The organism is Larkinella terrae (assembly GCF_009668025.1).
GTDB classification, from domain to species: domain Bacteria; phylum Bacteroidota; class Bacteroidia; order Cytophagales; family Spirosomataceae; genus Larkinella; species Larkinella terrae.
In genome coordinates, this window is the sequence record NZ_WJXZ01000001.1 from 417,079 (window position 1) to 439,642 (window position 22,564).

Annotated in this window: 20 protein-coding genes; 4 read left to right on the forward strand and 16 right to left on the reverse strand. The window is 49.5% G+C overall.

The annotated features are described in order from the left end of the window. Positions 1-67: 67 nt before the first annotated feature. The 5 genes from GJJ30_RS01640 to bshA all read right to left on the reverse strand — a co-directional run bounded on the left by GJJ30_RS01640 (position 68) and on the right by bshA (position 8,674). Positions 68-3,988, reverse strand: a complete 3,921-nt coding sequence (locus tag GJJ30_RS01640; RefSeq protein WP_154172474.1) for a PAS domain S-box protein — start codon at positions 3,986-3,988, stop codon at positions 68-70. Between the two features lie 302 nt (positions 3,989-4,290). After that, entirely contained in the window at positions 4,291-5,640 is a 1,350-nt protein-coding gene (locus GJJ30_RS01645; protein ID WP_154172476.1) for a hypothetical protein, read from the reverse strand. 10 nt (positions 5,641-5,650) lie between these two features. Further along, positions 5,651-6,400: an ABC transporter ATP-binding protein gene (locus tag GJJ30_RS01650; protein WP_154172478.1), complete on the reverse strand. Its 750-nt coding sequence runs from the start codon at positions 6,398-6,400 to the stop codon at positions 5,651-5,653. A gap of 184 nt (positions 6,401-6,584) precedes the next feature. Further along, on the reverse strand, positions 6,585-7,274 hold the full coding sequence (gene purQ, locus GJJ30_RS01655; RefSeq protein ID WP_124875393.1) for a phosphoribosylformylglycinamidine synthase subunit PurQ: 690 nt from the start codon (positions 7,272-7,274) through the stop codon (positions 6,585-6,587). 260 nt (positions 7,275-7,534) lie between these two features. Next, positions 7,535-8,674: an N-acetyl-alpha-D-glucosaminyl L-malate synthase BshA gene (gene bshA, locus GJJ30_RS01660; RefSeq protein ID WP_154172480.1), complete on the reverse strand. Its 1,140-nt coding sequence runs from the start codon at positions 8,672-8,674 to the stop codon at positions 7,535-7,537. Positions 8,675-8,886: 212 nt separating this feature from the next. Between bshA and GJJ30_RS01665 the strand changes: the two genes are divergently transcribed. Next, complete coding sequence (locus GJJ30_RS01665; RefSeq protein ID WP_154172482.1) at positions 8,887-9,786, forward strand: geranylgeranylglycerol-phosphate geranylgeranyltransferase; 900 nt, start codon at positions 8,887-8,889, stop codon at positions 9,784-9,786. A gap of 78 nt (positions 9,787-9,864) precedes the next feature. After that, positions 9,865-10,563: a TapB family protein gene (locus tag GJJ30_RS01670; RefSeq protein ID WP_154172484.1), complete on the forward strand. Its 699-nt coding sequence runs from the start codon at positions 9,865-9,867 to the stop codon at positions 10,561-10,563. A gap of 129 nt (positions 10,564-10,692) precedes the next feature. On the opposite strand, the gene GJJ30_RS01675 is transcribed toward GJJ30_RS01670, so the two are convergent. Next, complete coding sequence (locus tag GJJ30_RS01675) at positions 10,693-11,256, reverse strand: hypothetical protein (RefSeq protein ID WP_154172486.1); 564 nt, start codon at positions 11,254-11,256, stop codon at positions 10,693-10,695. A gap of 168 nt (positions 11,257-11,424) precedes the next feature. On the opposite strand from GJJ30_RS01675, the gene GJJ30_RS01680 reads away from it, so the two are divergent. Beyond that, the gene (locus tag GJJ30_RS01680; protein WP_154173450.1) at positions 11,425-11,805 is read left to right on the forward strand and encodes a MerC domain-containing protein; all 381 of its coding nucleotides are present in this window, start codon (positions 11,425-11,427) and stop codon (positions 11,803-11,805) included. Positions 11,806-11,821: 16 nt separating this feature from the next. On the opposite strand, the gene GJJ30_RS01685 is transcribed toward GJJ30_RS01680, so the two are convergent. From GJJ30_RS01685 to GJJ30_RS01715, 7 genes are all read right to left on the reverse strand, one after another. Beyond that, complete coding sequence (locus tag GJJ30_RS01685) at positions 11,822-12,916, reverse strand: cytochrome-c peroxidase (protein WP_154172492.1); 1,095 nt, start codon at positions 12,914-12,916, stop codon at positions 11,822-11,824. Positions 12,917-13,052: 136 nt separating this feature from the next. After that, complete coding sequence (locus GJJ30_RS01690) at positions 13,053-13,520, reverse strand: HAD family hydrolase (RefSeq protein WP_154172494.1); 468 nt, start codon at positions 13,518-13,520, stop codon at positions 13,053-13,055. A 131-nt stretch (positions 13,521-13,651) separates the two neighbouring features. Then, entirely contained in the window at positions 13,652-14,029 is a 378-nt protein-coding gene (locus tag GJJ30_RS01695; protein ID WP_154172496.1) for a hypothetical protein, read from the reverse strand. Between the two features lie 26 nt (positions 14,030-14,055). Next, the gene (locus GJJ30_RS01700; protein WP_229312894.1) at positions 14,056-14,835 is read right to left on the reverse strand and encodes an MbnP family protein; all 780 of its coding nucleotides are present in this window, start codon (positions 14,833-14,835) and stop codon (positions 14,056-14,058) included. Between the two features lie 37 nt (positions 14,836-14,872). Continuing rightward, positions 14,873-16,069, reverse strand: coding sequence for a sialidase family protein (locus GJJ30_RS01705; RefSeq protein WP_154172500.1), 1,197 nt, complete (start codon positions 16,067-16,069; stop codon positions 14,873-14,875). A 36-nt stretch (positions 16,070-16,105) separates the two neighbouring features. Beyond that, positions 16,106-18,472, reverse strand: coding sequence for a TonB-dependent receptor (locus tag GJJ30_RS01710; RefSeq protein ID WP_154172502.1), 2,367 nt, complete (start codon positions 18,470-18,472; stop codon positions 16,106-16,108). A gap of 111 nt (positions 18,473-18,583) precedes the next feature. Further along, complete coding sequence (locus tag GJJ30_RS01715; protein WP_154172504.1) at positions 18,584-18,958, reverse strand: hypothetical protein; 375 nt, start codon at positions 18,956-18,958, stop codon at positions 18,584-18,586. 132 nt (positions 18,959-19,090) lie between these two features. Between GJJ30_RS01715 and GJJ30_RS01720 the strand changes: the two genes are divergently transcribed. Further along, positions 19,091-20,290: a hypothetical protein gene (locus GJJ30_RS01720; protein WP_154172506.1), complete on the forward strand. Its 1,200-nt coding sequence runs from the start codon at positions 19,091-19,093 to the stop codon at positions 20,288-20,290. A 570-nt stretch (positions 20,291-20,860) separates the two neighbouring features. Here the strand turns inward: GJJ30_RS01720 and GJJ30_RS01725 are convergent. From GJJ30_RS01725 to GJJ30_RS01735, 3 genes are all read right to left on the reverse strand, one after another. After that, positions 20,861-21,343, reverse strand: coding sequence for a hypothetical protein (locus GJJ30_RS01725; RefSeq protein WP_154172508.1), 483 nt, complete (start codon positions 21,341-21,343; stop codon positions 20,861-20,863). Positions 21,344-21,415: 72 nt separating this feature from the next. Next, positions 21,416-21,823, reverse strand: a complete 408-nt coding sequence (locus GJJ30_RS01730; RefSeq protein WP_154172510.1) for a hypothetical protein — start codon at positions 21,821-21,823, stop codon at positions 21,416-21,418. 74 nt (positions 21,824-21,897) lie between these two features. After that, the gene (locus GJJ30_RS01735; protein ID WP_154172512.1) at positions 21,898-22,323 is read right to left on the reverse strand and encodes a DUF6331 family protein; all 426 of its coding nucleotides are present in this window, start codon (positions 22,321-22,323) and stop codon (positions 21,898-21,900) included. Positions 22,324-22,564 lie beyond the last annotated feature (241 nt).

The window sequence follows — 22,564 nt, forward strand, 5'->3', positions numbered from 1 at the left end:
GCTACGAATCTGACACAAATCCAACTCCCGAATGGGTGATTTTAGGATTCGGTCGTACGGTCGGAACTCATTCAGATAATGGTTTATGCATTTCCGTCAGTAAGCCGAGAATCAGCTTAATTTCCGAATGAATACCTTCCAGCAATTCATTGACTTTTTTATTGTCAAAACTTTCCATGTACTCCAGCGTGCGGGCCATATTGGCCAGATTCGCCATTCCGGCACTGGCCGCCATTCCGTAGAGTTTATGACCGGTGGCTTTTAATCCCGCCAAATCCGTTTTTTCCGCCTGTCGGACAATCGCGGACATGGACTTTTTCAACTCATTCCCGGCCGCTTCAACCAGTTCGCCAACAAATTCGTCATCGTAATCGGCCATTTTCCGGATCGTTTCCGGGTTAAAGTGCGCCGTTGGCTCATCGGAATCCGGCGGTTGCGGAACGGTTTTCGGCTTGGGAACCAGCCATTGATCGAACAGCAGACTGATCGATTTTTCAACGATGGGTTTGGTCAGAAAGTCATCCATACCGGCCTCCAGGCATTTTTCCCGTTCGCCTTTCACCGTTCCCGCCGTTAAGGCGATGATTGGAACACGTCCCTCCAGCTCCATTTCCCGGATGCGTTGCGTGGCCTCGTAGCCATTCATCAGCGGCATCTGAATATCCATCAGAATCAGATCCGGTTTTTCCCGACTGTAACATTCCACCGCTTCCAGACCGTTGGTGGCTTCCAGAATCCGGGCTTTTGGAGCGATTCGGCCCACAATTACTTTTGCCAGCAACTGATTGATTTTATTATCCTCCACAATCAAAACCTTCACCGGCGTCGTCGCTACCTCGGTTTGCGGATTAAGCGGGCTCGGGATCGGATGATCCTTCGGTTGCACCAATCGCTGCAATGCCTGATACAACTCATTCATTTTGATCGGTTTCACCAACCGCTGCGGAATTTCCAGTTCTTCGCAGGTCCGAATGATTTTCTCGTCATCGGCCGAACTGTGCAGCAAGACAATGGGCTGTTCTTTCGCCGACGGGTAAACATCCGTTCGTATTTTGCGGATCGTTTCCAGCCCGTCCATGAACGGCATGTGGTAATCCATCAGAATGACGTCGTACTTTTTTTTCTGCGCCAGCAATTGAAGCGCTTCAAAACCGTTGCCGGCTTCCTTCACGCCAATCCCTTTCGGGACTAATAATTGCCGTACAATCAGTCGATTGTGTTCATTATCATCCACAATCAGAACGTTTCGGATCGATTCAATACCCTGCCAGACTACACGACTGCCCGGCTCGGTTTTAAAGCGGATTTCGAAGAAAAAGCAACTGCCTTCGCCGGGGGTACTGGTGAGTTGCAACTGGCATCCCATCAACCCCAGCAGTTTGTTGGAGATGGTCAGCCCGAGCCCGGTTCCGCCGTATTTTTTCGTGGTAGACGGATCGGCCTGCGAAAACGCATCAAATATTTTTTCCTGCATTTCCGGTTTAATCCCAATACCGGTATCGCGTACCTCAAACCGAAAATCGACATACTCTGCATTCGGGTCGCTGATGGCCGAAATTTTGAGTTCAATTTCTCCCTTTTCGGTAAACTTCACCGCATTGCCCAGCAGGTTAAGCAGCACCTGTTTTAAGCGCACTGAATCGACAAAGACCAACCGGGGTAAATCGGCGGTAACATTCAGCAGCACTTCAATGCCTTTGTTTTGGGTCTGATACGTAATAATATCCGCAACCTGGCTGCTGATTTCGTAAAGATCCGCTTTTTCAATGGCCAATTCCAGCTTACCGGCTTCTATTTTGGAGAAATCCAGAATGTCGTTGACAATGCTCAGCAACGCATTGGCGGATTGGTTAATAATGGACAAATACTGCTCCTGCGTTGAATTGAGCGATGTTTTTAATACTAAATCCGTAAAACCGATCACCCCATTCAGAGGTGTCCGGATTTCGTGACTCATGTTTGCCAGAAATTCCGATTTGGCGACGCTGGCCTGCTCGGCCAGCACTTTGGCTTTTTTCAGTTCGTCCCGTTGCAAACAAATTTCGGTAATGTCCTGCGTAAACATCATGATACCGCCGATTGAGCCATCGAACTGATACCAGGGTCTGACTTCCCAGCGCAGAAACTGGTCATGATCCCATCCGTCGGGCCGCCAGATATCTTCGTTGTTTTTTTCCACGGCCCCTTCTACGCAGCGTGCATGAATGGCCTTCCATTCATTCGACATATTCGGAAAGACGTCATAATGGGAAACGCCAATGACACTGCCCGATAAGTGATATTCTTCCATCCAGCGATGGCTGACGGCAATGTATTTAATCTCCCGGTCGAACATGGCTACGGCCGCCGGGGCGTGTTCGACAAAAGCCGCAAGCCTTAATTTTTCGTTGACTAACGCCTGTTCCGCTTTCTTTTTTTCGTCAATATCCTGAATGGTGCCATACAATCGCCGGTATTTTCCGTCCACAAATTCGGGTGTTCCCAATACCCGAACCCAGGCGGGCCGCCCGGTTGTCGTAACGATCTGAAGTTCCAGATCATAGGGAATATTTTCCTGCCGGGAACGCGTAATGGCTTTGATGATCTGTTCGTGATTTTTCCCTCTGAAAAAGGAAATTGCCGACTCATAATCCGGAACATAGTTGTCCGGAACTTCATGAATGGCTTTGGTAACCGCCGACCAGTAAACCTTCCTTTCGGACACATTCACTTCCCAGGTTCCGATTCGGGCAGCTACGTTGGTTTGCTCCAGCATTTCCTTCGTCCGATTCAAATCAGACTCCAGTTGGTGCCTCCGGGTAATATCAATGGCGTTGCCGATGACGAACGTATCGCCGTTCAGTTCTTTTTCCAGAATATTGTTGAACAGCCAGATCAGCTGCGACCCGTCTTTGTGCAGCGTATGCATCAATCCGCTGGCTTTTCCGGTCTGGCCGATGGTTTGCAAATACCGGGTGAGCCCCTCCTGCTGTTCCTCCGGAGCAATGTCGAACAAACGACGACCAACTAATTCCTGCGGCTCATACCCCAGCGCATGCGCGCCCGCGCTGTTCACCGTCAGTAATTTCCCCTCCAGATCGTGGATGCACATCAAGCCCTGGGAGTTTTCGAAAAACGAGCGAAACCTGTTTTCTGACTGGTGCAACTGAAGCTCCCGTTGCACCACCTCGGTAATGTTCCGGGCAATGGCAAACAGGTAACCCGTGGCGGGTTCGGGTGTGGCCACCCACTCAAGATGGCAATACGTGCCATTTTTACACCGGAACCGGTGGAAAAAATTGACGGTTAGCATGCCCGATGCCAGCTTGTCAATTTCCTGTTGGGTGGTCAGCAGATCGTCCGGGTGAACCAGATCGAAGAACGAAGTGCGCAACAGGTACGATTCGCTCCACCCCAGCACCTGGTGAAAAGCCGGATTTAGTTTTTTGAAAAAACCGTCTGTCCCGGCCACACAAATCAGGTCGTTGGAAAGCGCAAAAAGATTTCCGAGGTATTTCAGCTCCTGCTTTTGCCGGTGTTCCACAATCATCTCGATTGCTACGTCGGCCAGTAACCGCAGGGATTTGAGCTGGCTTTCGGTCAGTTTCCGGGGAATGCGATCCAGCACACAAAGCGTACCCAGGTTGTAGCCATCGGGATCGGTCAACGGATAGCCCGCATAAAACCGGATGTTGGGATTGGAGGTTACCAGCGGATTTTCTTTAAAGCGGACATCCATCGTGGCATCTTCCACCTCCATGAGCGCATTATCCATGATCGTATACCGGCAAAAAGCGATATCCCGACTGGTTTCCGGATCATCGAGACCAATGCGGGATTTGAACCATTGGCGCTTCTCATCCAGCAGGGAAACCAGCGAAATAGGGACTTCACAAATCAGAGAGGCCAGTTCGGTCAGCCGGTCAAACTCTTTCCCCGGTTGCGTATCCAGGATTTGATAGCGGTATAAGGCACTTAATCGTTCCGTTTCGTTTGCGGGAATTGGCATGGCACTTTATGCGTCAAAAAAACTACCATAATGAATAGCATTTTTTAGGCCAAGTTACCAATATACGTAATCCGTATTCATAAATTAATCCGGAGTAAGAATCTCGCTCCGGAAAAGCCGTTCTATTCATGAATTCAGGACTACAGAATGCGTAAAAAACTGATTATTATTACTTTGTCTAATATCAAATTAAGTTTACCCAAGCGTCTTTTGAGCAGCTTTAGTAGCTGCTATTGGAATAAGGATGACAAATACTTGTATAATCTAAGTTTAGGTTGTTTCTGCGGTCGCTTTTTGAGGGGCTACCCCCGGTTTTTAAATACACTTTCGTACGTTTTGTAAATGAGGTCTTTATCGCCGGGAAGAAATCGGCCGAACAAATACCAGACAACAGCCGATAAGCCAAAACAAAGTAACAAAGTAGTAACAACGGTTTTCAGCGCCAGGGCCGTCAGTATAATCAGGATAAAAGCGGAAAGAATACTCCATCCGTTTACATTATTTTTAACCTGCCCAAAGTTTAGGCTGTTATGAACGAAAAAAGCTTTATAAAGTGAGAAGATCAACCCATTCAAAATAAGTAGGAGCGTAATAATAAGATAAAACAAGGCAAATTCAAGATTCAGTCGCCTTAAAAAAATGAGAACGCCTATCGTCACAATCAGGTCAATGAGAAGCGGTAATGCGATCAATTGCAGATACATTCGGTAGATTTCCGAGCGTTTTCCGAGGGCTCGATTGATCCATAATGCCGGAAAAAAGCCCCAGCTATTATTGGCAACGTAAGTGAATAGGATCAGTGGGGAAACGTATAACATGAACACTAAATTAGTCATCAGAAACTCGCTGGTTAATGTTTTTCCAGTTAAGGAAAGGAAGATTGCTTTCATTAATACACCAAAAGCGAACGCTTTCCGGGCTTTTGCATTATTGATAAAAGCGGTGTAAACCGGGGATAGAATGCTAATTCTCAACACTGAACTCATTGTATCTTTCTGTTCTTCCGTTGCCCGATCCACAAAATATAAAAGTGTACATTGGCTGACTAAACCTAGGGTCAACGCGCCTGATAAAGTTGTGTTCTGAAGACGCCAATGCCAGACAAGAAAACCGATAGTCAGACTCAATAACAACCAGCTTATCAGAAATAGCACCTGTTTGCGATGGGCCGATTCAAGAAATGCTTTTACCAATTGCACGAAGACCATCACATTTCCAAGCAACAGGAGCGAACAGACTAAATGCAGGTTGGTATATGTATTCGAGAACACATTTAGAATGAAGTAGGGAATAACCGTACCGACAAAGGATACTGTAAAGATGTCATAGAACACATTCGCCAGCCACAGCTCCCGGAAACGAATCGGAAACGCGCTCGAAACCAGTTTTGACCGTTGCTGATAGGCCGGAAAGAACTCCATAAATGCCCAGGTACCGCAGACAAAACCGTTGACTGTCAATATTAAATGGACCGGATTGATTCCGACCCTGTCGTTAGTAGCCGCCACATCGATCAACCAGCCAGCAACGCCCGCGCCCAACGCCAGTGTTACCAGATAAACGATCTGTAGGACCAAGCCAGCGATCGACTCTGCGTTTTTGAAGTAATTGATAAACCGCCTGCGAAGAGCGAAAAGAAGTACCGGCAACATAGTTCGGTGTTTAAATCCAGTCAAAGGTGGTCTGTTTGGTCTTCGGAGCTAAAAGCTCAAATAGCGCTTCGCTAATTACTTTCGTCCCCTGCTCGGTAAACTTCGCCAGTTCACCGTTAAATTTGATTTGTGTATCGTCCAGCACCAGAATGCGGCTGGCTATCTCCTCAATGTAACTCAGGTCGTGCGAAGCGATCAGAATGATGCGGTCAGCCCGGCGATAGGTTTGCAAAAAAGAAATCAATTGTCGGACGGCTACCGGATCAAGGCCTGCAAACGGTTCGTCCAGAATCAACACCGACGGCGTGTTCAGAATCGCTCCGCAAAGGCTGATTTTTTTAATCATCCCGGTTGAATACTGGCTGATCTTCTTTTTCAGAACGCTGGCATCATCAAAAAAGAAATTGGTCAAATCAGTCGAGCGTTTTTTAAACGTTGACTCATCGAGCCGATGAATCAGACCTTTAAAACGCAGGTAGTCCGTTCCGGTAAATTCCGGAACCGGCGGAATGACGTCAGACACAATCCCCAATTCTTCTTTAAATGGAAGACGATCACCCGTCAATTCTTCGTCGTTGAAAAAGAATTGCCCGCTATCGGGAGCGATCAGGTCGATCAGGCAGTTAAGCAGAGTCGTTTTTCCGGAGCCATTTTTACCCAGTAACCCAACGACATCTCCGCCCTGAAAAGCCAGATTGATAGAATCGAGAACGGTTTTCTGGTGATACGATTTGCTGAGGTTGCTGATGACAAGTTCCATCGGAGTGCGGTTTGCGGGATGGGCAAAGGTGGTGTCTAGTTGTCAGACGTTGATTTGCTCAAAAAGTCACATCAAAATTTCCCATGTTTTGTCAACTAGATAAAACTCGGTTTCCTAATGGCTCCAAAACAAAAAAGCCGGTCACAATGGCCGGCTTCCCATATTCAATTATCAGATGTTGGCTTTACACCAAAACCGTATTCAGCAACTGCTCCAGGATCAGCCGACCGTCGGTATTGCCCAACAGCGGATCGGCGGCCCGTTCGGGGTGGGGCATCAGGCCGAACACGTTTTTGCGCTCGTTCGACACGCCCGCGATATTGTCCAGACTGCCGTTCGGATTGGCTTCGTCGGTGATGTTACCGGCTTCGTCGCAATAGCGGAAAATGATCTGGTCGTTGTCGTTCAGCTCATTCAGCGTATCGGCATCGACAAAATACCGGCCCTCGCCGTGGGCAATGGGGATTTTATAGGCTTTCTCGTCCAGTCCGGCCGTCAGCAAAACGCTTTTCGACTGCGGACGGAGGTAGATGTTCTTGCAGACGTATTTCTGGTTGGTGTTCCGCAGCAGAACGCCCGGAACCAGCCGTGCTTCGGCCAGAATCTGGAAACCGTTACAGATTCCCATCAGGTAACCGCCCCGCTCAGCGTGTTTGATCACCTCATTCATAATGGGCGAAAACCGGGCGACAGCGCCTGTGCGCAGGTAATCACCATAGGAAAAACCGCCGGGCAGAATGATGAAATCGCAACCCTGAAGATCGTGGTCTTTGTGCCAGAGTTTAACGACATTCTGCTTCAGTTGGTCACGCAGCGCGTCAACCGCGTCGTCGTCACAATTGGAGCCGGGAAATACTACTACACCGAATTTCATACGTTCTTGATTTGTTGCAAAGGTAATACTTGTCAGCTAAAAGTCAGTTTATCGTTTCCGGTTTATCGTTTAGCTTTGAAGCTGCTATCCTGATTTTCAACAAGTACAGTACTTATGTCTGATAACTCTCATTCTTTCGTTTTCTGCCCCTAAATCCCCTAAAGGGGACTTCTTAAATCCGGATGTTTTTTGTCCAAGTCCCCTTTAGGGGATTTAGGGGCAGAAAGCGAAAGTCCTACAGTATAAACCCTAAACTTCAGTTACAAAACCAGCGCCTGGCTTTCCAGGATCACTTTTTCGTAATAGGCTTCATACCGGGGCAGAATGCGGGAAATTTCAAACTCCTTCGCCCGCTCCAGCGCGTTGTGTTTGAAGGTCGGCAAATTGGCATCGTCCAGAATGTAGAGGGCATTTTGCACCATATCGTCTACATCGCCGACATTGCTCAGAAAACCGGTTACGCCGTGGACGTTCAGTTCGGGCAAACCGCCCGCGTTCGACGTGATCAGCGGCACTTCGCAGGCCAGCGCTTCCAGAGCCGCCAATCCAAAACTCTCGTTTTCGGAAGGCATCAGAAACAAATCCGCCACCGACAGGACTTCTTCGACGGCGTCGAGTTTACCTAAAAACCGCACGTCGCCGTAAATGCCCATGTCGCGGCACAGCTTTTCGATCCGCGCCCGCTCGGGGCCATCGCCCGACAGCAGTAATTTACTGGGAATTTCCTGATTGATTTTATTAAAAATATGAACGACATCGTCGATGCGTTTCACCCGCCGGAAATTCGAGGTGTGAACGATCAGTTTTTCGCCGTTCGGGCAGATCGCCATCTTGAAATGGTCTTTTTTCTGGCGCTTGAACCGGTCGAGGTCGATAAAATTCGGAATCACTTCAATATCCCGCCGAATCGGAAACTGGTCGAGCGTTTCCTGCCGGAGATGTTCCGAAACCGCCGTGACACCGTTCGACTCGTTGATGCTGAACGTCACCACTGGTTCATACGACGCATCTTTACCCACCAGCGTGATGTCGGTTCCGTGGAGCGTGGTCACAAACGGGATATGCCGCCCCTGCGACCGCAAAATCATCTGGGCCATGTAAGCCGCCGACGCGTGCGGAATGGCGTAATGAACGTGTAACAAATCCAGCTTTTCGTACTGCACCACGTTCACAATCGAACTGGCGAGCGCCGTCTCGTAAGGTGGAAACTGAAACAGCGGGTAGGTCGGTATATTTACTTCATGGTAAAAAACGTTCTCGTTAAAAAAATCCAACCGGGGTGGTTGCTGGTAGGTAATGAAGTGAATTTTATGTCCAGCTTTTGCCAGGGCCTTCCCCAGCTCCGTCGCCACAACACCACTTCCCCCGAAGGTCGGGTAACAGACAATGCCAATTTTCATACATCAGAAAAGTGCTTGAGAATGTGAAGGATCGGAACGGAAAAGAGCGGTTTTTCGGCCATTTTCCATTTCTACAAACCTTCAATCAATGTCCATAACATCAATTCCGATCAATTGTGTTCACGGATTCGATCAGACGGAGAAAGATTTTACCGAGGTCGCGGTTTCAGCCCGGAAACCGTATCTTTGATGAATAGAATCTCTTTACGGCTATGACCCCAAAAGTCCGGAGCCAATCGGCCCGTGCGGGTAATCCGCCATTCTACGTCTACGTGCTGGGTTTCCTGCGGCTGATCCGGGTGCAAAACCTGCTGATCATCGTCGGAACGCAATATTTTGCGCGCGTTACGCTCATTGGCCCGCGCGACAACTGGACCGGTTTATTGCTGGACCCCCAACTCTTTTTACTCTCACTCTCAACGGTTTGCATTGCGGCCGCCGGTTACATTATCAACGATTATTTTGACATCAAGATCGACATTGTCAACAAACCGGAGCGGGTCATCATCGGGCGGTATCTGAAACGGCAGATTGCGATGGGATTGCATCAGGCCCTGAATTTTCTGGGTGTGGTGATCGGTTTTTACCTCAGCAAATGGGTGTTTGTGGTTAACGTGCTATCGGTGACGTTACTCTGGTTTTACTCGGCCAAATTCAAACGGCAACCTTTCATCGGAAACTTCATCGTGGCTTTGCTCACGGCTTTATCGCTCATTGTGCTGGCGGTTTATTACCGGCAACAGGTGGATTTGCTGCTCATTTACGCCTTGTTTTCGTTCGTGATCACGCTGGTCCGGGAAATCATCAAAGACATGGAAGATGTGAAAGGTGACGCCCGCTACGGCTGCCGGACGCTGCCGATTGTCTGGGGGCTGCGCCGAACCAAACAATTGCTCTACATTATCATCACAACCTTCATTATTTCGCTGTTTTCGATTGCGCATTCGCTCCGGAACGAGCAATTATTCTGGATGTTCGTGATTCTGCTGGTGCCGATTGCCTGGCTGGTTTACCGGCTGGTGCGGGCCGACACCCGGCGGGATTTTTCTTACCTCAGTTCCCTTTGTAAACTGATTATGCTGATTGGCGTCGTGAGTATGGCGTGGGTATAACATCCGTTCGCTCAATTAGATGCTTTGGTCCGGCAAAATCTCCGTAGTTTTAGGCTGACACGAATCCCATCCTTAAGTATGAAACCGCTGTTTCTCCTACTCATCTGCTGCCTTGCCCCATTCGTCCTTAACGCTCAGGATTGCCTGGGCATGAAATTCAAAACGGGAACCAGCTACGAAATGCAGTCCTTCAGTGCAAAAGACAAACTCGTCGGACGGATGGTGTATACCATCAAAAGTGTGAAAACCGAAGGCGGTTCCACCTTGATTAATGTTTCGGTGCAGTCGTTCGACGACAAAGACAAAGCGTCTCCGGAAATGACCGTCAATTACACCTGCACCGGCAACGAGCTCATTGCCGATTTGTCGGGCATGATGCTGGCCACGAACGAAGCCATGAAAAACATGGAAGTCCGCGTGAAAGCGAATAAGCTGATTTACCCCAAAAGTCTGAGTGAAGGCAGCAAACTACCCGACGGCGAGCTGGTTGCCGAAACGTATAACAATGGTGCCAAAATGATGGACATGGACTTTAAAGTCGTCAACCGGCAGGTCGAGAGCAAGGAAAGCCTGACCACGCCCGCCGGTACGTTCAGCGTTTACAAGATCAATTCCGAGATCAACATGACCAACCGGGCGATGGGCATCCCGATCCGGGCCACATTCCGTTCCATCAGCTACCGCGCCAGCGACGTCCTGTTCGACATCAAAACGGAAACGTATTCCAAGAACGACAAACTCCGGAGCTATACGGTTTTGAGTAAACTGAGTAATTAATGAAATGACCATTGACGATTGACGATTGACCATTACCTGTCGGCGCTAGATAGTAAATCTATCTATATCTATGGTCAATCGTCGATGGTCGATGGTCAATGGTCAATAGTCGATTGTCAATCGTCATTTTCACTGCACCGTCAGGTCAAAATCCACGTTGACGTCGTCGCTGCCCGGTGTGGGTGTGCCATACTTCGCGTTCGGCTGGTGACGCAGTTGCACTTTTAATTTCCCCGTACCGGCTGCGTTCGTTTTGAGCGTTCCCTTCAACCCAATGGGCAGGTTTTTGGCGTCTTTATCGCCGTAAGTATACGTCGCCAGCGTGGTCGGATTGGGCGTGAAGACAAACAAATGCTCATTGCTTTTTTCGGCGACTTCCTTCGAAACATCGTCCACCGGCGTTTTGCTTTCGTCCAGCAACTCCACGGCCAGATCGTAAGTTTTGTTGGCTTTCAGCGTAATCTTGTCAAATTTCGTCGGGGCCTGGCCCCCATCGCCGTCGGTATCGCGGTACGAAAACGTCTGTGTTGTCGTGGTTCCCGATTCCGTAAATTTCAGGTTAACCGTGGTGATCAATTCATTTTCATCGGCCGGTTCGGGCTCGTCAGCCTTGTCGTTACAACCCGCTACCAGCGCCATCGACGCAACCAGCGCTACCATCCACAACCCGCGACGTGTTCGTATTGCCTTCATTTTTGTTACTGTTTTAGCTTTTTCGGTCGACAATTTTTATCGACCCGGTGGCAAAAATAGATATTCGCAACAACGTTGCAAAAATAAATGCAACATAATTGCAAATAATCTTGTTCAGTACGGAACCATGCACTTATTTTGCATTGTCCAATGAAAAAACAGGCTGCTATGAAACTGGAGGTACTAAACAGAAAGGCGGATTACATCGGAATCAGTGGGTCGGTATTGTGCATTATTCATTGTATGATTACGCCCATTTTGCTGGTCTCTTCCTCGTTTCTGACCAATGATACGGTGCGGTTTGGCTACCTGAGCCTCGATTACGTTTTCATTGGCGTCAACATCGTGGCGGTTTATTTTGCCACCCGGCATTTCACCACGCCCGCCATCAAAGCCGGTTTGTGGTTTTTTCTGAGTGTTTTTGCCGTTGCTATTTTGCTCGAAGAGGTGAGCGAAACGTTTGAATACCTCGGGTATGCGGCTTCGTTAGGACTGGTTTTGACGCACCTCATCAACATCCGGTTTCACCGGCTGCGGCACTCGCATTAAAAACCCAATTTTTCGATCAATCCGGCTGGAAACGGCGATCTTTCATAAAATCGCTGTCGGTCAGGGTTCGCAGGAAAGCCGCAATGTCCGCCTTTTCGTCGGTGGTAAACGAGAACCCGGTTTTTCCGTTTTTCTTCAACAACGGGTCCAGTTGGGGCGTATCCTGCACGTCGTTCATGTAGTGATCCAGCACTTTTTCCAGCGTCGTGAAGCGGCCGTCGTGCATATACGGTGGGGTCAGTTCGACGTTCCGCAGGCTCGGCACCCGGAATTTATTGTAGTCATTCTGATTGAGCGTAATCTGATACCGTCCCAAATCAAAGTCCTTGCTGTTAGCGAGTTGCATCCGCAATCCGTTGTTCCGGTAACTCTGATCGGTAAACTGCTCACCCGCGTGACAGGCCGAACAATTCTGTTTGAACAGGGCCAGCCCGCGCAATTCCTGGTCCGTCAGGGTCGCACCGGCTTCTTTCCGGATGTATTTATCGTACCGGGATGTGGCCGAAACCATCGTCAGCATAAACTGCGACAAGGCTTTCAAAAACCGCTCGGTCGTTACTTCTTCCGTTCCAAAAGCCGCTTTGAACAGCGCCGGATACTGCCCGCTCGACCGAACTTTCTTCAACACATTCGCCAGGGAATCGCCCATTTCGACCGGGTTCTGAATCGGCGAAATGGGCAGTAAGTCGAGGTCGACAATGCCGCCATCCCAGAAAAACGCCTGTTTCCAGGCTACATTCTCAATGCCGGGGACGTTGCGGGTACCAATTTTATCGTTAATGCCGTGGCTCAGCGGATGGTCGGTATGGGCAAAACCGGCAAAGGGAGAATGGCAGAAGGCACAGGTAATTTTACCGTCGCGCGACAGAATCCCGTCGTAAAACAGCGTTTTTCCCAGCGCAACACCTTCTACCGTGAGCGGATTTTTGGTGAAATCGTAATGCGGTTCCTCAAAATTAGCCGGTTTTTTCCAGTTGTAAGGCGTCGCCTTAAACTCAACCGGTTTGGGCTCCGGTTCGGGGTCACCCTTCCCGGAATCGTTCTGACAGCCGATCGCGAAGCCATAGAAAACAATTGCCGCCACTATTCCCGCATGTTGCCAACGCGTCATATCAATCTACCTCTACGCCCGAATTTAGAAAGCTAATTTACTACATTAAAACGTCCGAACGCTAATTAACGTATGACGGACTTCCCTGCTCCTTTCCAAAAGTATGCCAATTGTTACCCGAATTACCCAACTGGTCTCATTCTTTCAGATACTTTTCGGCATCGGCCATCTTGTTCCGCATCCGCTGGCTCAGGCTGGTCACTTTCAACTGTTGACTTCTCAGGTACGCCAGACCATTTTTCTCATCCAGTTGCTGCAGCGTATCGCCCTTATACTGGTGCATCCAGTCCGTCATCCGGTCATCGGTTTCCTTCAACTCCCGAATGATCTGCCAACCGCGTTCCTGCTCCTTGCCAGCGTTTTTTTGCACTTTTAACGAAACATCTTCCTGAAGTTGCATCAACGCGCCCATCCGGTCCATCAGGCTGTCGTGAACCGCCAGCACTTCCTTTTCCAGATCAGCGACCGGCCCCGGCAACGCAGTCTGAACGGACGAATCGGGGTGATGGTGGTGATGGGTTTCGGCCTGTTTGTTGGATTCACAAGCCCCGTTGAACAAAACCAGAAAACCTATTACTAAAACCGTACTTATATCATTCTTCATTGGTAACCAGCGATTTATCTGAAAATACAAAAATCCTACAGCGCTTTTTACCCGCACAAACCGGATAAAAGGCATACCGCCTGACCGCGTCCATGCGGTCAGCAGTCATTCGATTGCCTGTTGATTTTGCTTTACCGACAGGGCGGATGCATGACATCGGCTAAAGGCGCCGAATAGGAAAGGAGTTGATAAATGAAGCTGGCTTTTGTGCACAAAACCGGTACCCTGGGCCGGAACGCAAACCACAAAAGGGGCTGCGCATACAATTGAAGAACGGGCGTGTTCTGCACCCGTTCGTTGGTTTGCTGATCCTGTTTTTCCTGCTGCGCTTTCAGCCGTTTCGCGAGGTAACATTGTCCGTCGCAATGCAACTCGGGCCGGGAGCGGTTTTCGCACAACACCCGGGCAATGTACTCCCTGTTGAGCTGGAAATAGGCAATCGTTCCCCACCGACTGAACGTCGGCAGCAGAACGGCGAATAACCAGCTAAAAAGAAGTAATTTCCGCATAACCACGGACCGCCGAGCGGCCCCGTTCAATCAACCTGAACCGTACCGACACTGAACATGGTCGCGTAATTATTCGCGACGTTCCGGGAGGAATCTGACACCATGATGTCCGGGCTTTTCGCAATACTGAGCGGTTTGACTCCGTCGAACAGTTTCAGTACGTCCGCCTTGATCTGAACATTGGTTTTTCCATTCACAACCACCTGGGCAGTTTGCGGGTTGAACGCCAACTGAATGGTTTTCAGGTTATTGATGGTTTTGGTTTTATACCCGCCAAACAGGCCGATGTGGTACATAAAATTACGGCTTCCGGTCGCATCAACCGGCGCTTTGGCCGAAGTGCCTTCCAGTTTCAGGAAAATATAGCCCGAATTCCAGTCCCAGTACATGCCCGACGCCAGACCGCCGGGGTCCAGCGCGCCCGTCCGTTTTGCGATATCCATCGTATTCCGCAGACTATCCACCCCGACGACAAAGTCGATGCCCGTATATTCATCTGCGGGAATATTACGGAGCAAAATCGACTGGGAGGCCGCGTTGCTTTCCATTACCAGAAAATAACTGCTGTCCTGCGGCACTACGTACGACGAGCCATCCGCCTTTTTTAACTTGATGTTACTTACGAAGTAGTTCAGTTTCGTAACGGAAAAAGGCTCACCGCTGCCGTTCGTATAAGTCGTTCCATCGAGTTTTAAGTCACTGGCTCCGACCACGTTATCAAATCTCAACTGAACCGAACCGTATTCCGGTTCCAGCGGATCATCGTGGCAGGCAATCAGAACCAATATGAAGAAGAATACGCTCATAACTGAAAGAAGGGAGTTTTTCATAATTCAACGTTGCTTAAAATGACTCAATCCATCTGCTTACTATAACGCTGTTTTGCTGGTTTTTCTGCTGTTCATACGCGACTAAAAGCCCTTTTTTGGTCGCCAGCAGCACTGGGAAAACCGCATTCACGTCCGTCGGTGTCAGGTAAGTAATCGGCGAAGCCGTGCCGTTGACAATCTTCCGCATGCCGATCCGCGAAATAAACCGACTCTCGCCAGCCGCGTTTTTCAGTTCCATCGACTCATCCCACACCCACACCAGTTGCCCGTTGACTGAAGCCACCTGAGGGTGCTTGGTCCGCTCGGAAACAATCCCCGAAACCAGTTGCGTCGAGCCCAGCTTCGCCAGTTTAATACCAGGCATTTTTTCGCCCCCCGAAAACCAGGTTACGAACAGATCGTTGCCAACCTGCGCCACGTCGGGGCCGGTGTGCGGACACGCATTCACTTTCCACTGGTCGTTAAAAACCACTTTCGGGCTGGTGAACGTCCGTCCGCCGTCGGTCGAAACCGCGTGACTGATGTCCCGCGCGCCGTCGTCCAGCAAATCGCGGTAGGCAACGTGAATCTGGTTTTTCGCATCGACGAACACGTTGGTCCGGCAGCACTGGCAGGCGTTGTCGTCCACCAGAACCTCCTTCCCAAAACCGCCCCCCGCCAGGGTTTGGGTAAACTTCACGGTCCGGCCTTCCTTGCTGGCGGCTTTTTCGTCGAGCCACACAATCCCGATTTCGCCATTGGGCAAGCGGTTCAAGTTGCTGAACGAGTGGCCTTTGCCCGCAGTCACGTCGCGGTGGACGGCTTTGGGGTCGGTCCAGGTTTGGCCACCGTTGGAGGAGGTTACAAACAGCAAATCTCCGGCGCGGGGGGCGTCAGTTGTCGGACGTGACACTTCAAAAGTGGCCAGAATCGTGCCGTCTTTCTTAAACGCTACTTTCGGCATGCCTTCGGCGTGGGTCGAAAAAACCGCCGGTGAATTCACCCGGTTTTTCTCGCCGAACGTCCGACCGCCGTCTTCCGATACGGCAAAATAAAAATGAACCTTATCGCCTTCTTTTTCCGTCCAGCTCAACACCGGGTTGTTCCGGTGATCGGTAGTCAGGCGCGGGGTGGCCCCGACAAACTGCGGATTCGAAAGGCGGATCTCTCTGGCGGGCCGTTCGGCGAATCCAAACAACAGGACGGCGGCAATGAGAAGGATGTTTTTCATGGAAATAAAGATTTTCGGTTGGGGGCGCTATTATTGTTACTGTTTAGAAAAATTGTACTGAATTCCGCCCACCAGCGTCCGCGGAGCCGCAGGCGTGTAGGTCGTCCGGTCGGTGGCGTTGTTGCCGCGCGTGGCCGAGGTTGCGTAGAGTTCGTTGGTGGCATTCATCAGGTTGGCAAACACCTCAAACCGCTTCAGCGCATAACCGGCCCGCAGGTTGACGACGCTGATGCCTCGCCCGCCAAACGCGCCCCGGTCGTTGTACGAAACCGTATTGACCTGATTCTGGTACCACGAACTGATCCGCTGCCATTCCGCCGAAATCCGGAAACCCTTCACCCAGCGCGGTTTATAGGTCAGTTCGGTATTGGCCACCCAGCGCGGAGCCTGCGGCATATCGAACCCGTTCACGTTTTTCAGGGCATCCGACGCGCGGGTGCTCAGCGCAAAATCGATAAACCGGTGGACGGAATTGGTGCCACCAAACCGGAAAAACCACTGGCTCGACGGGCGGTACGTCAAACTATACTCAACGCCCCGGTGCAGCGTCTGGCCCGCCGACTGGTAATCGGTGCTGTTATCGGGCAGGCGGATGTTGAGCAATTCGTTGCGACCATCCATCTGATAAAAAGCCACATCAACGTACACCTTCCGGTTCAGGAACGAGGCCCAACCGCCGACTTCGTAGTTATTGAAATACGCTGGCTGCAGATTGTAATAAAACAGCGGATCGCCCGGCTGAACGTTGACGCGTTTGGTAAAAACCGAAGTCAAAACCGGTGGCGAAAAACCCTGACTGTAATTTGCGTACAAACCCCGATCGTGACCCAGATCATACGTTAAACCGACTTTGGGCGTAAACCGGCTGTAGTCTTTCCGGCCGGTGCTTTTGTCCAGGTAATTGTCGTAATCAAACGCCATCCGGTCAAACCGCCCACCCAGCGAAATCCGCAGTGCAGGCAACGGATTCAGGTCCAGTTGTGCGTAAACCGCCGAGTTGTGAACGTCGGCGGAATAATCAGCCAATTGAAGGTCAGTACGTTCCTTCACCAGCTTATACTGTTCCACCGATTTTTTATCGGGCCGCAACTGAGCCTCCAGATCGATCTGGTAGGCATTATAGGTCGTTGGTGATTCGTCAATCACCAATCCGGCTAGCAACCGGCTATTCCAGAACGGCAACCGCTGGCTGTGCTGGGCAACCAGCCCGTAACTAGTGAATGCATTGACGTTGATCTGGCCTGTCGCTTTGGTAGCGCCACTCGTCCAGCGGATGCCGTAACTCGGATTCTGTCCAATTGAATTGTCGCGATAGAACGCCGTTACGAAGCTTTCGGAGCCGTTTTTCCAGGCATGATCGAGCGTCAGCCGCGAGCGAACAGCCCGTACTTTCCGGTACGTAAAATCGGAAGTCGACGTATATTGCCGGTTGTAAAACGCAATGCTGTCGACGCTGCCGCCGGTTTGCGAATAATAATCGTTGTACGAAAACGTGCCCGTCAGTCGCGTCCGGCCGGTAAACGCGTATTCGGCCCGGCCATTGAACGACACCTTGTCGTAGTCGGAACGGGTCTGCCAGCTATTGCGTTGCCGGGCAAAAAAACCGCCCGCGTAAACGCCCAGCTTCCTGGTCAGCATGCCGCCCCCGCCGTATTGAATGCGGCCGTAATTCCACTGATCGCCTTGAATACCCAACCGAAACGTCGGCACGGCCGTCGGTCGCTGCGTGATGAAATTGATGGCACCCCCGACGGCTTCCGGGCCATACAGCGACGACGCCGGACCTTTCACAACCTCCACCGAACTGATGGTGAAGATGTTCATTTCGATCAGCGCATTATGGTTAAACACGCCCATCGGCCGGATCGGCAGACCGTCTTCGAGGTACAGGAAATAGGCATTGGTCCCGAACGGCTGCCGGATGCCCATGCCGTGCTGCTCGTTGTTGTAATTGAGCATCACCACGCCCGGTGTTTTGTTGATCAGATCGGTCAGCAAGGTCGGCTTGGTTTCGTCAATTAACGTGGGCGAAAGCCGGGAAATGGCCACGGGCGCTTCGGTCCGTTTCTGCGCTTCGCGGTTGGCGGTAACGACAATCGTTTGCAGATTTTCCACGGCGGGTTCCAGCGCAATGCGCAGCGGTTTATCCGACGGTTTCAGTTCCTGCGACTGAAAACCGACCGCCGAAATCACCAGTTTTTCGGTGGCCGTATGGAATGAAAACTGACCATTGGCATCCGTAATGGTACCGGTTTTATGATCATCCGACGAAACCGTCACGCCCGCCAGGGGCTCTTTGGTTTTGGCGTCGAAAATAGTGCCTTGTATACTCGTTTGGGCGAACGCCCGAAAGGGTGTCATTACCACGAAAACCGCAGCAATGAGCCGGTATAAAAATGTCATGATTACGTTCAGGTTTGATCAAATGGAAGAATGAACCGCTGGACAAAACCCAGTGGTCTAAACTTTCTACACCTGAAAGGTCTTCAAGACCTTTCAGGTTTTTATCTCAAATCAAACCTGAGGAGGTTGCAGCCAATGAAGCAGTGGAGAGGAATAGGATTTCAGCAGATAATCCGGCAAATCGGCCGAGCGGTTTGGGGTAACCGGTTTAAATGAAAACGGCACCTCAATCTGGCAATACAGCTGAAAATCCGGCGTTTTCTGGACGCGTTCGGTGGTAGCCTTATCCTGCTGTTCCTGTTGGGCGTTCAGGCGTTTGGCCAGGTAACATTGCCCGTCGCAGTGCAACTCCGGTTTGGCGCGATTTTCGCAGAGGACACTGGCAACGTAGTCTTTGTTGACGTGGTAATACGCAATCGTTCCCCACTGGCTGAAACTGGGCAGTAGGGTGGCAATCAGCAGGATGTAAGCCAGAACGGTGCGCATACCATTTTAAAAACCGCACAATAGTACAAAAAAATGTTGATACTGGCGAGTTGTTACCTATTGATTAAAATGGTAATAATTCGTTAATTCGCAAAGCCGACCGTATAATATATCGTAACTACTTTTCCTAAAATGACATTATTACGTAATGCACTAATTTTTAGTGTATTTTATTTGTTTTCCTTAGCCGGTTTTTCGCAGTTGGCCGCTGTGGAAACCACCGCTGAGGTACTCGCTCATTCGTCTTCTTCCTTCGCAACTGCCGCGCCGGTAAGCCGCCAGCGTATCTCGGTTGTGGTGGGGATGGAACAGCAACTTTTTCCTTCCTATCTGCTGGCCCGAGCGACGGTCACTCCCAAAAACAAGACCTATAAACTGGGCGACGGCGACGGCAACGTGGCGATTCAGGTTCATAATCCCGGCGTAAACAAACCCGTTCGGGTGGAAGTCGGCGCAACGCCCTTCAGCGAAGCAACGGTTTTTGAAGGAACGATGCGGGAAGAAGGCAAAGACTACGAAATTGCGCCCCGGATCCTGTGGAATTTTGAAAAGTTACGCGGTTTGCTGCAACCGACGCCGGTAAATTTTACAGTTACTACCTATATTGACAACGAAAAAGTGGGCCATCGGACGGTTGTGGCCACCATGCGCTCCGTGAATGACTGCCCGTATTATTGGGAAGACGACGAAACCGGTACCGGCGATCTGGATTTGAATTACATGTACGTGGCCTACATCAACGAAGACGATCCGGTGGTGGACGAGGTGTTGACGCAGGCGCTGCAAACCGATATTGTGGACGGTTTCGACGGCTACCAGATGGGCGACAAAAAACGCGTCGACGATCAGGTTTTTTCCATCTGGTTTGCGCTTCAGAAACGCGGCATCCGCTACAGTTCGATCTCGACCAATTCGAGCACGGGCGTTTCACAGAACCTCTACAGCCAGCGGATTCGGACGATCGACCAGACCTGGAATAACCGGCAGGCCAATTGCGTCGACGGCATGGTGCTGATGGCGTCGGTGCTGCGCTCGATTCACATCGACCCGGTTCTGGTGCTGATGGCCGACCACTGTGTGCTGGGCTATTACCGCGACGCCGAACACAAAGATCTGGCCTGTCTGGAAACCTCGATGATTGGTGACCTGGATTTCCGAAAAATCAGATCTGCGAATCGCCTGAAAGCTTCGCAAAAACTATTTACCGAAGCCCGCCAGCGCGCCCAGCGGCATTACCGAAGCTCGAAAGAATCGTTCGACAAAGACCCCCGCTACCGGTTTATCGTCGTCGCCGACGTCCGCAAATCCGGCATCCGGCCGATTGGAAGGTGAGCGGTTTTCGGTTTATGGTATACGGTTTTCGGTGGGCTGACGGTACGCTGAGGTTTCCAGCCCAGACTTCGTTAATTCCATTTCGGACACAAAGTCGGTAACCTCAGCTAATAGCAAACTACCTGGTTCGATGACTAATAAGATTTATAGCCAGGTGTAGTACGATAAAAGCAACTACAATATGGAGTCTTCGTAAAGAAATGGCTGGAATTAGAAGGCAAATGGCTGCCATTATCTTTCCAAGATTTACAGAATTCTTTATGCCAAAATAATTTTCAAATTCAAATGTGTACAGGTAGAAAATCAGACATCCAACGCCTGCACTAAGAATAAATACGATCCAAAACCTATAGTCATTTTGCGATAATGACCCTTCGATGTAATTCTCGTATTTAATTCTGAGACTCTCTGCCAATTTGCTTACGTTCATGGTACGATCATTTACTTCGCTCAGGGAAGAACAATAATTGTTCTTCCCTGAGCGAAGTTATCTTCTGGAAAGCCCAAGAAACGGGCCATAGCTCCTGTGGATAGCGGTCACCCACAACAGGCGAGCGACAACGGAAAAAATTAAGAAATAAGTACCCCCCATTTGGCTATAACCTGCCTCAACTCCTTTGGTTTTTGGGTTCCAATTAATAATTTGCTGCCCGTTTTTTTGTAAATCAGTAACCCGCTATTTCCTTTTGCGTTGTAAACCGTTCCATACTGGTTGGAATATCGAATGCCATAACCTACGAAATTATACGTAATAATTTCCGCTTTTAAGACATCATTACGATCTATCTGTACATTGATAAAGGGAGTATACCGTATTGCTATTTTAGTGGATGTAACCGTTGTTTTGAGTGAAGCCAATCCCAAAAAGGCTATTAAGCCAAACGGGATAAGGCTTGAGATTACTAATCCCGCATTGGACACGGGTTTATCCCCGAAAGGCTGGCCCACTATCATCTGTTGAATAATTCCCCACACCCAGATTCCAGCCACGCCAATTAGGAGTAGCCATAGCCACCACTGTGTCATTCGTTGAACCTCTTTATATTCCACCATGTCTGTTGTATAAATCTGATAACTCTCGAAAAAGGATCAAACCCGTATGAAACGCAGAATAACCGAAGAAATTCATCTTCGCATTAGCGTCACTACCATATTGATACCATAGGCACATTGTCCTACCAGAAAAACTACTACACTCAGGGCCAGCCATTTCGTACCTGCCAACGTGTTGCTGTCCAATAAAGGCAGTTCAACAAGAATCAGCACACCAATAGTCAGCAAGAGATGGGTTACTGTAAGAGTACGGTTAAGGGTTTTACCGGTCAAACTTACTAACCAATAGCCGAATCCAATTGCCAACAGAAATGCTGATCCGACCAGCACGAAGTATGGGTTGCTGATCACGAAGTAGGTATCATAGAGCTGAAGATCGAAGGTACGCTGGCTAAAAAGAAGACCTGTAAAAACGAAAGCCGGACTAGTCAGCCAACTAATCAGATACGGTTTGCGAAAAGCAGTTCTTGTTTCTTCCATAGGTTGCTACGATGGGCAGACGCACAGTCAAACGTATTTAGCTTTAATTTCTTTAGTGTTACGATTGTTCCATTTTAAAGCCACTGTTTGACTTCTGTTATCAAATAATCAATCAGCACTAAAAAGGAAGTTCGTGCAAAAGAATGATTGAGTCGACGAAAGCCGATTATTTCGGCCTCGCTATGAAGTACTTCTTCTTTTATTCTCTCTAGCTGTTTGACGAGCGTCTCAATATAAAGTTCTTTGATAGCCTCAACGATCGCTTCTGGCCAAAAGTCAAAAGCGTCAATTCCACAGCACCCAGCCACGCAGAACGTTTCCAGATTATTCCAAAATTGACTTAATGGACTTCTTACGTTACTGTATTTAAAGGTAATATCGCTGGAAAAAGGGCCTAATTGTTCTTTTATTTCCAGTACAGAATCAGTACCGCAATCAGAATCAAGTAAATATATCTTCTTTTCCGGGCCTATCGAAAGAGTTTTTAATTGGGTTACCATAACCATTTTTAATAGCAATATTTACTTGTACAAGCTTTTGTAATCGCAATCGAAGTCAATTCGATTCCGTTACTTCTACAAGCTCAAGGCAAAACAGTTTGCCCAAGCAGACTGTCCAGGGGCATTCCTTGTTGAGAGGGTGCGCTGAGTTGCTCTAACTTCGAACGGGTAATGCCCGGCCACAATTTACTATACCCACTGCCAAAATCTTCTTCTAATAGCGCATAAAACCTATTTTCAG

Coding starts and splice junctions, on each gene's coding strand:
- GJJ30_RS01700 (WP_229312894.1), bottom strand. CDS start 14,835: ATGAGCGTATTCTTCTTCATATTGGTTCTGATTGCCTGCCACGATGAT.
- GJJ30_RS01640 (WP_154172474.1), bottom strand. CDS start 3,988: ATGCCAATTCCCGCAAACGAAACGGAACGATTAAGTGCCTTATACCGC.
- GJJ30_RS01675 (WP_154172486.1), bottom strand. CDS start 11,256: ATGAAGGCAATACGAACACGTCGCGGGTTGTGGATGGTAGCGCTGGTT.
- bshA (WP_154172480.1), bottom strand. CDS start 8,674: ATGAAAATTGGCATTGTCTGTTACCCGACCTTCGGGGGAAGTGGTGTT.
- GJJ30_RS01665 (WP_154172482.1), top strand. CDS start 8,887: ATGACCCCAAAAGTCCGGAGCCAATCGGCCCGTGCGGGTAATCCGCCA.
- GJJ30_RS01645 (WP_154172476.1), bottom strand. CDS start 5,640: ATGTTGCCGGTACTTCTTTTCGCTCTTCGCAGGCGGTTTATCAATTAC.
- purQ (WP_124875393.1), bottom strand. CDS start 7,274: ATGAAATTCGGTGTAGTAGTATTTCCCGGCTCCAATTGTGACGACGAC.
- GJJ30_RS01705 (WP_154172500.1), bottom strand. CDS start 16,069: ATGAAAAACATCCTTCTCATTGCCGCCGTCCTGTTGTTTGGATTCGCC.
- GJJ30_RS01725 (WP_154172508.1), bottom strand. CDS start 21,343: ATGGTGGAATATAAAGAGGTTCAACGAATGACACAGTGGTGGCTATGG.
- GJJ30_RS01695 (WP_154172496.1), bottom strand. CDS start 14,029: ATGCGGAAATTACTTCTTTTTAGCTGGTTATTCGCCGTTCTGCTGCCG.
- GJJ30_RS01735 (WP_154172512.1), bottom strand. CDS start 22,323: ATGGTAACCCAATTAAAAACTCTTTCGATAGGCCCGGAAAAGAAGATA.
- GJJ30_RS01680 (WP_154173450.1), top strand. CDS start 11,425: ATGAAACTGGAGGTACTAAACAGAAAGGCGGATTACATCGGAATCAGT.
- GJJ30_RS01650 (WP_154172478.1), bottom strand. CDS start 6,400: ATGGAACTTGTCATCAGCAACCTCAGCAAATCGTATCACCAGAAAACC.
- GJJ30_RS01730 (WP_154172510.1), bottom strand. CDS start 21,823: ATGGAAGAAACAAGAACTGCTTTTCGCAAACCGTATCTGATTAGTTGG.
- GJJ30_RS01670 (WP_154172484.1), top strand. CDS start 9,865: ATGAAACCGCTGTTTCTCCTACTCATCTGCTGCCTTGCCCCATTCGTC.
- GJJ30_RS01715 (WP_154172504.1), bottom strand. CDS start 18,958: ATGCGCACCGTTCTGGCTTACATCCTGCTGATTGCCACCCTACTGCCC.
- GJJ30_RS01710 (WP_154172502.1), bottom strand. CDS start 18,472: ATGACATTTTTATACCGGCTCATTGCTGCGGTTTTCGTGGTAATGACA.
- GJJ30_RS01690 (WP_154172494.1), bottom strand. CDS start 13,520: ATGAAGAATGATATAAGTACGGTTTTAGTAATAGGTTTTCTGGTTTTG.
- GJJ30_RS01720 (WP_154172506.1), top strand. CDS start 19,091: ATGACATTATTACGTAATGCACTAATTTTTAGTGTATTTTATTTGTTT.
- GJJ30_RS01685 (WP_154172492.1), bottom strand. CDS start 12,916: ATGACGCGTTGGCAACATGCGGGAATAGTGGCGGCAATTGTTTTCTAT.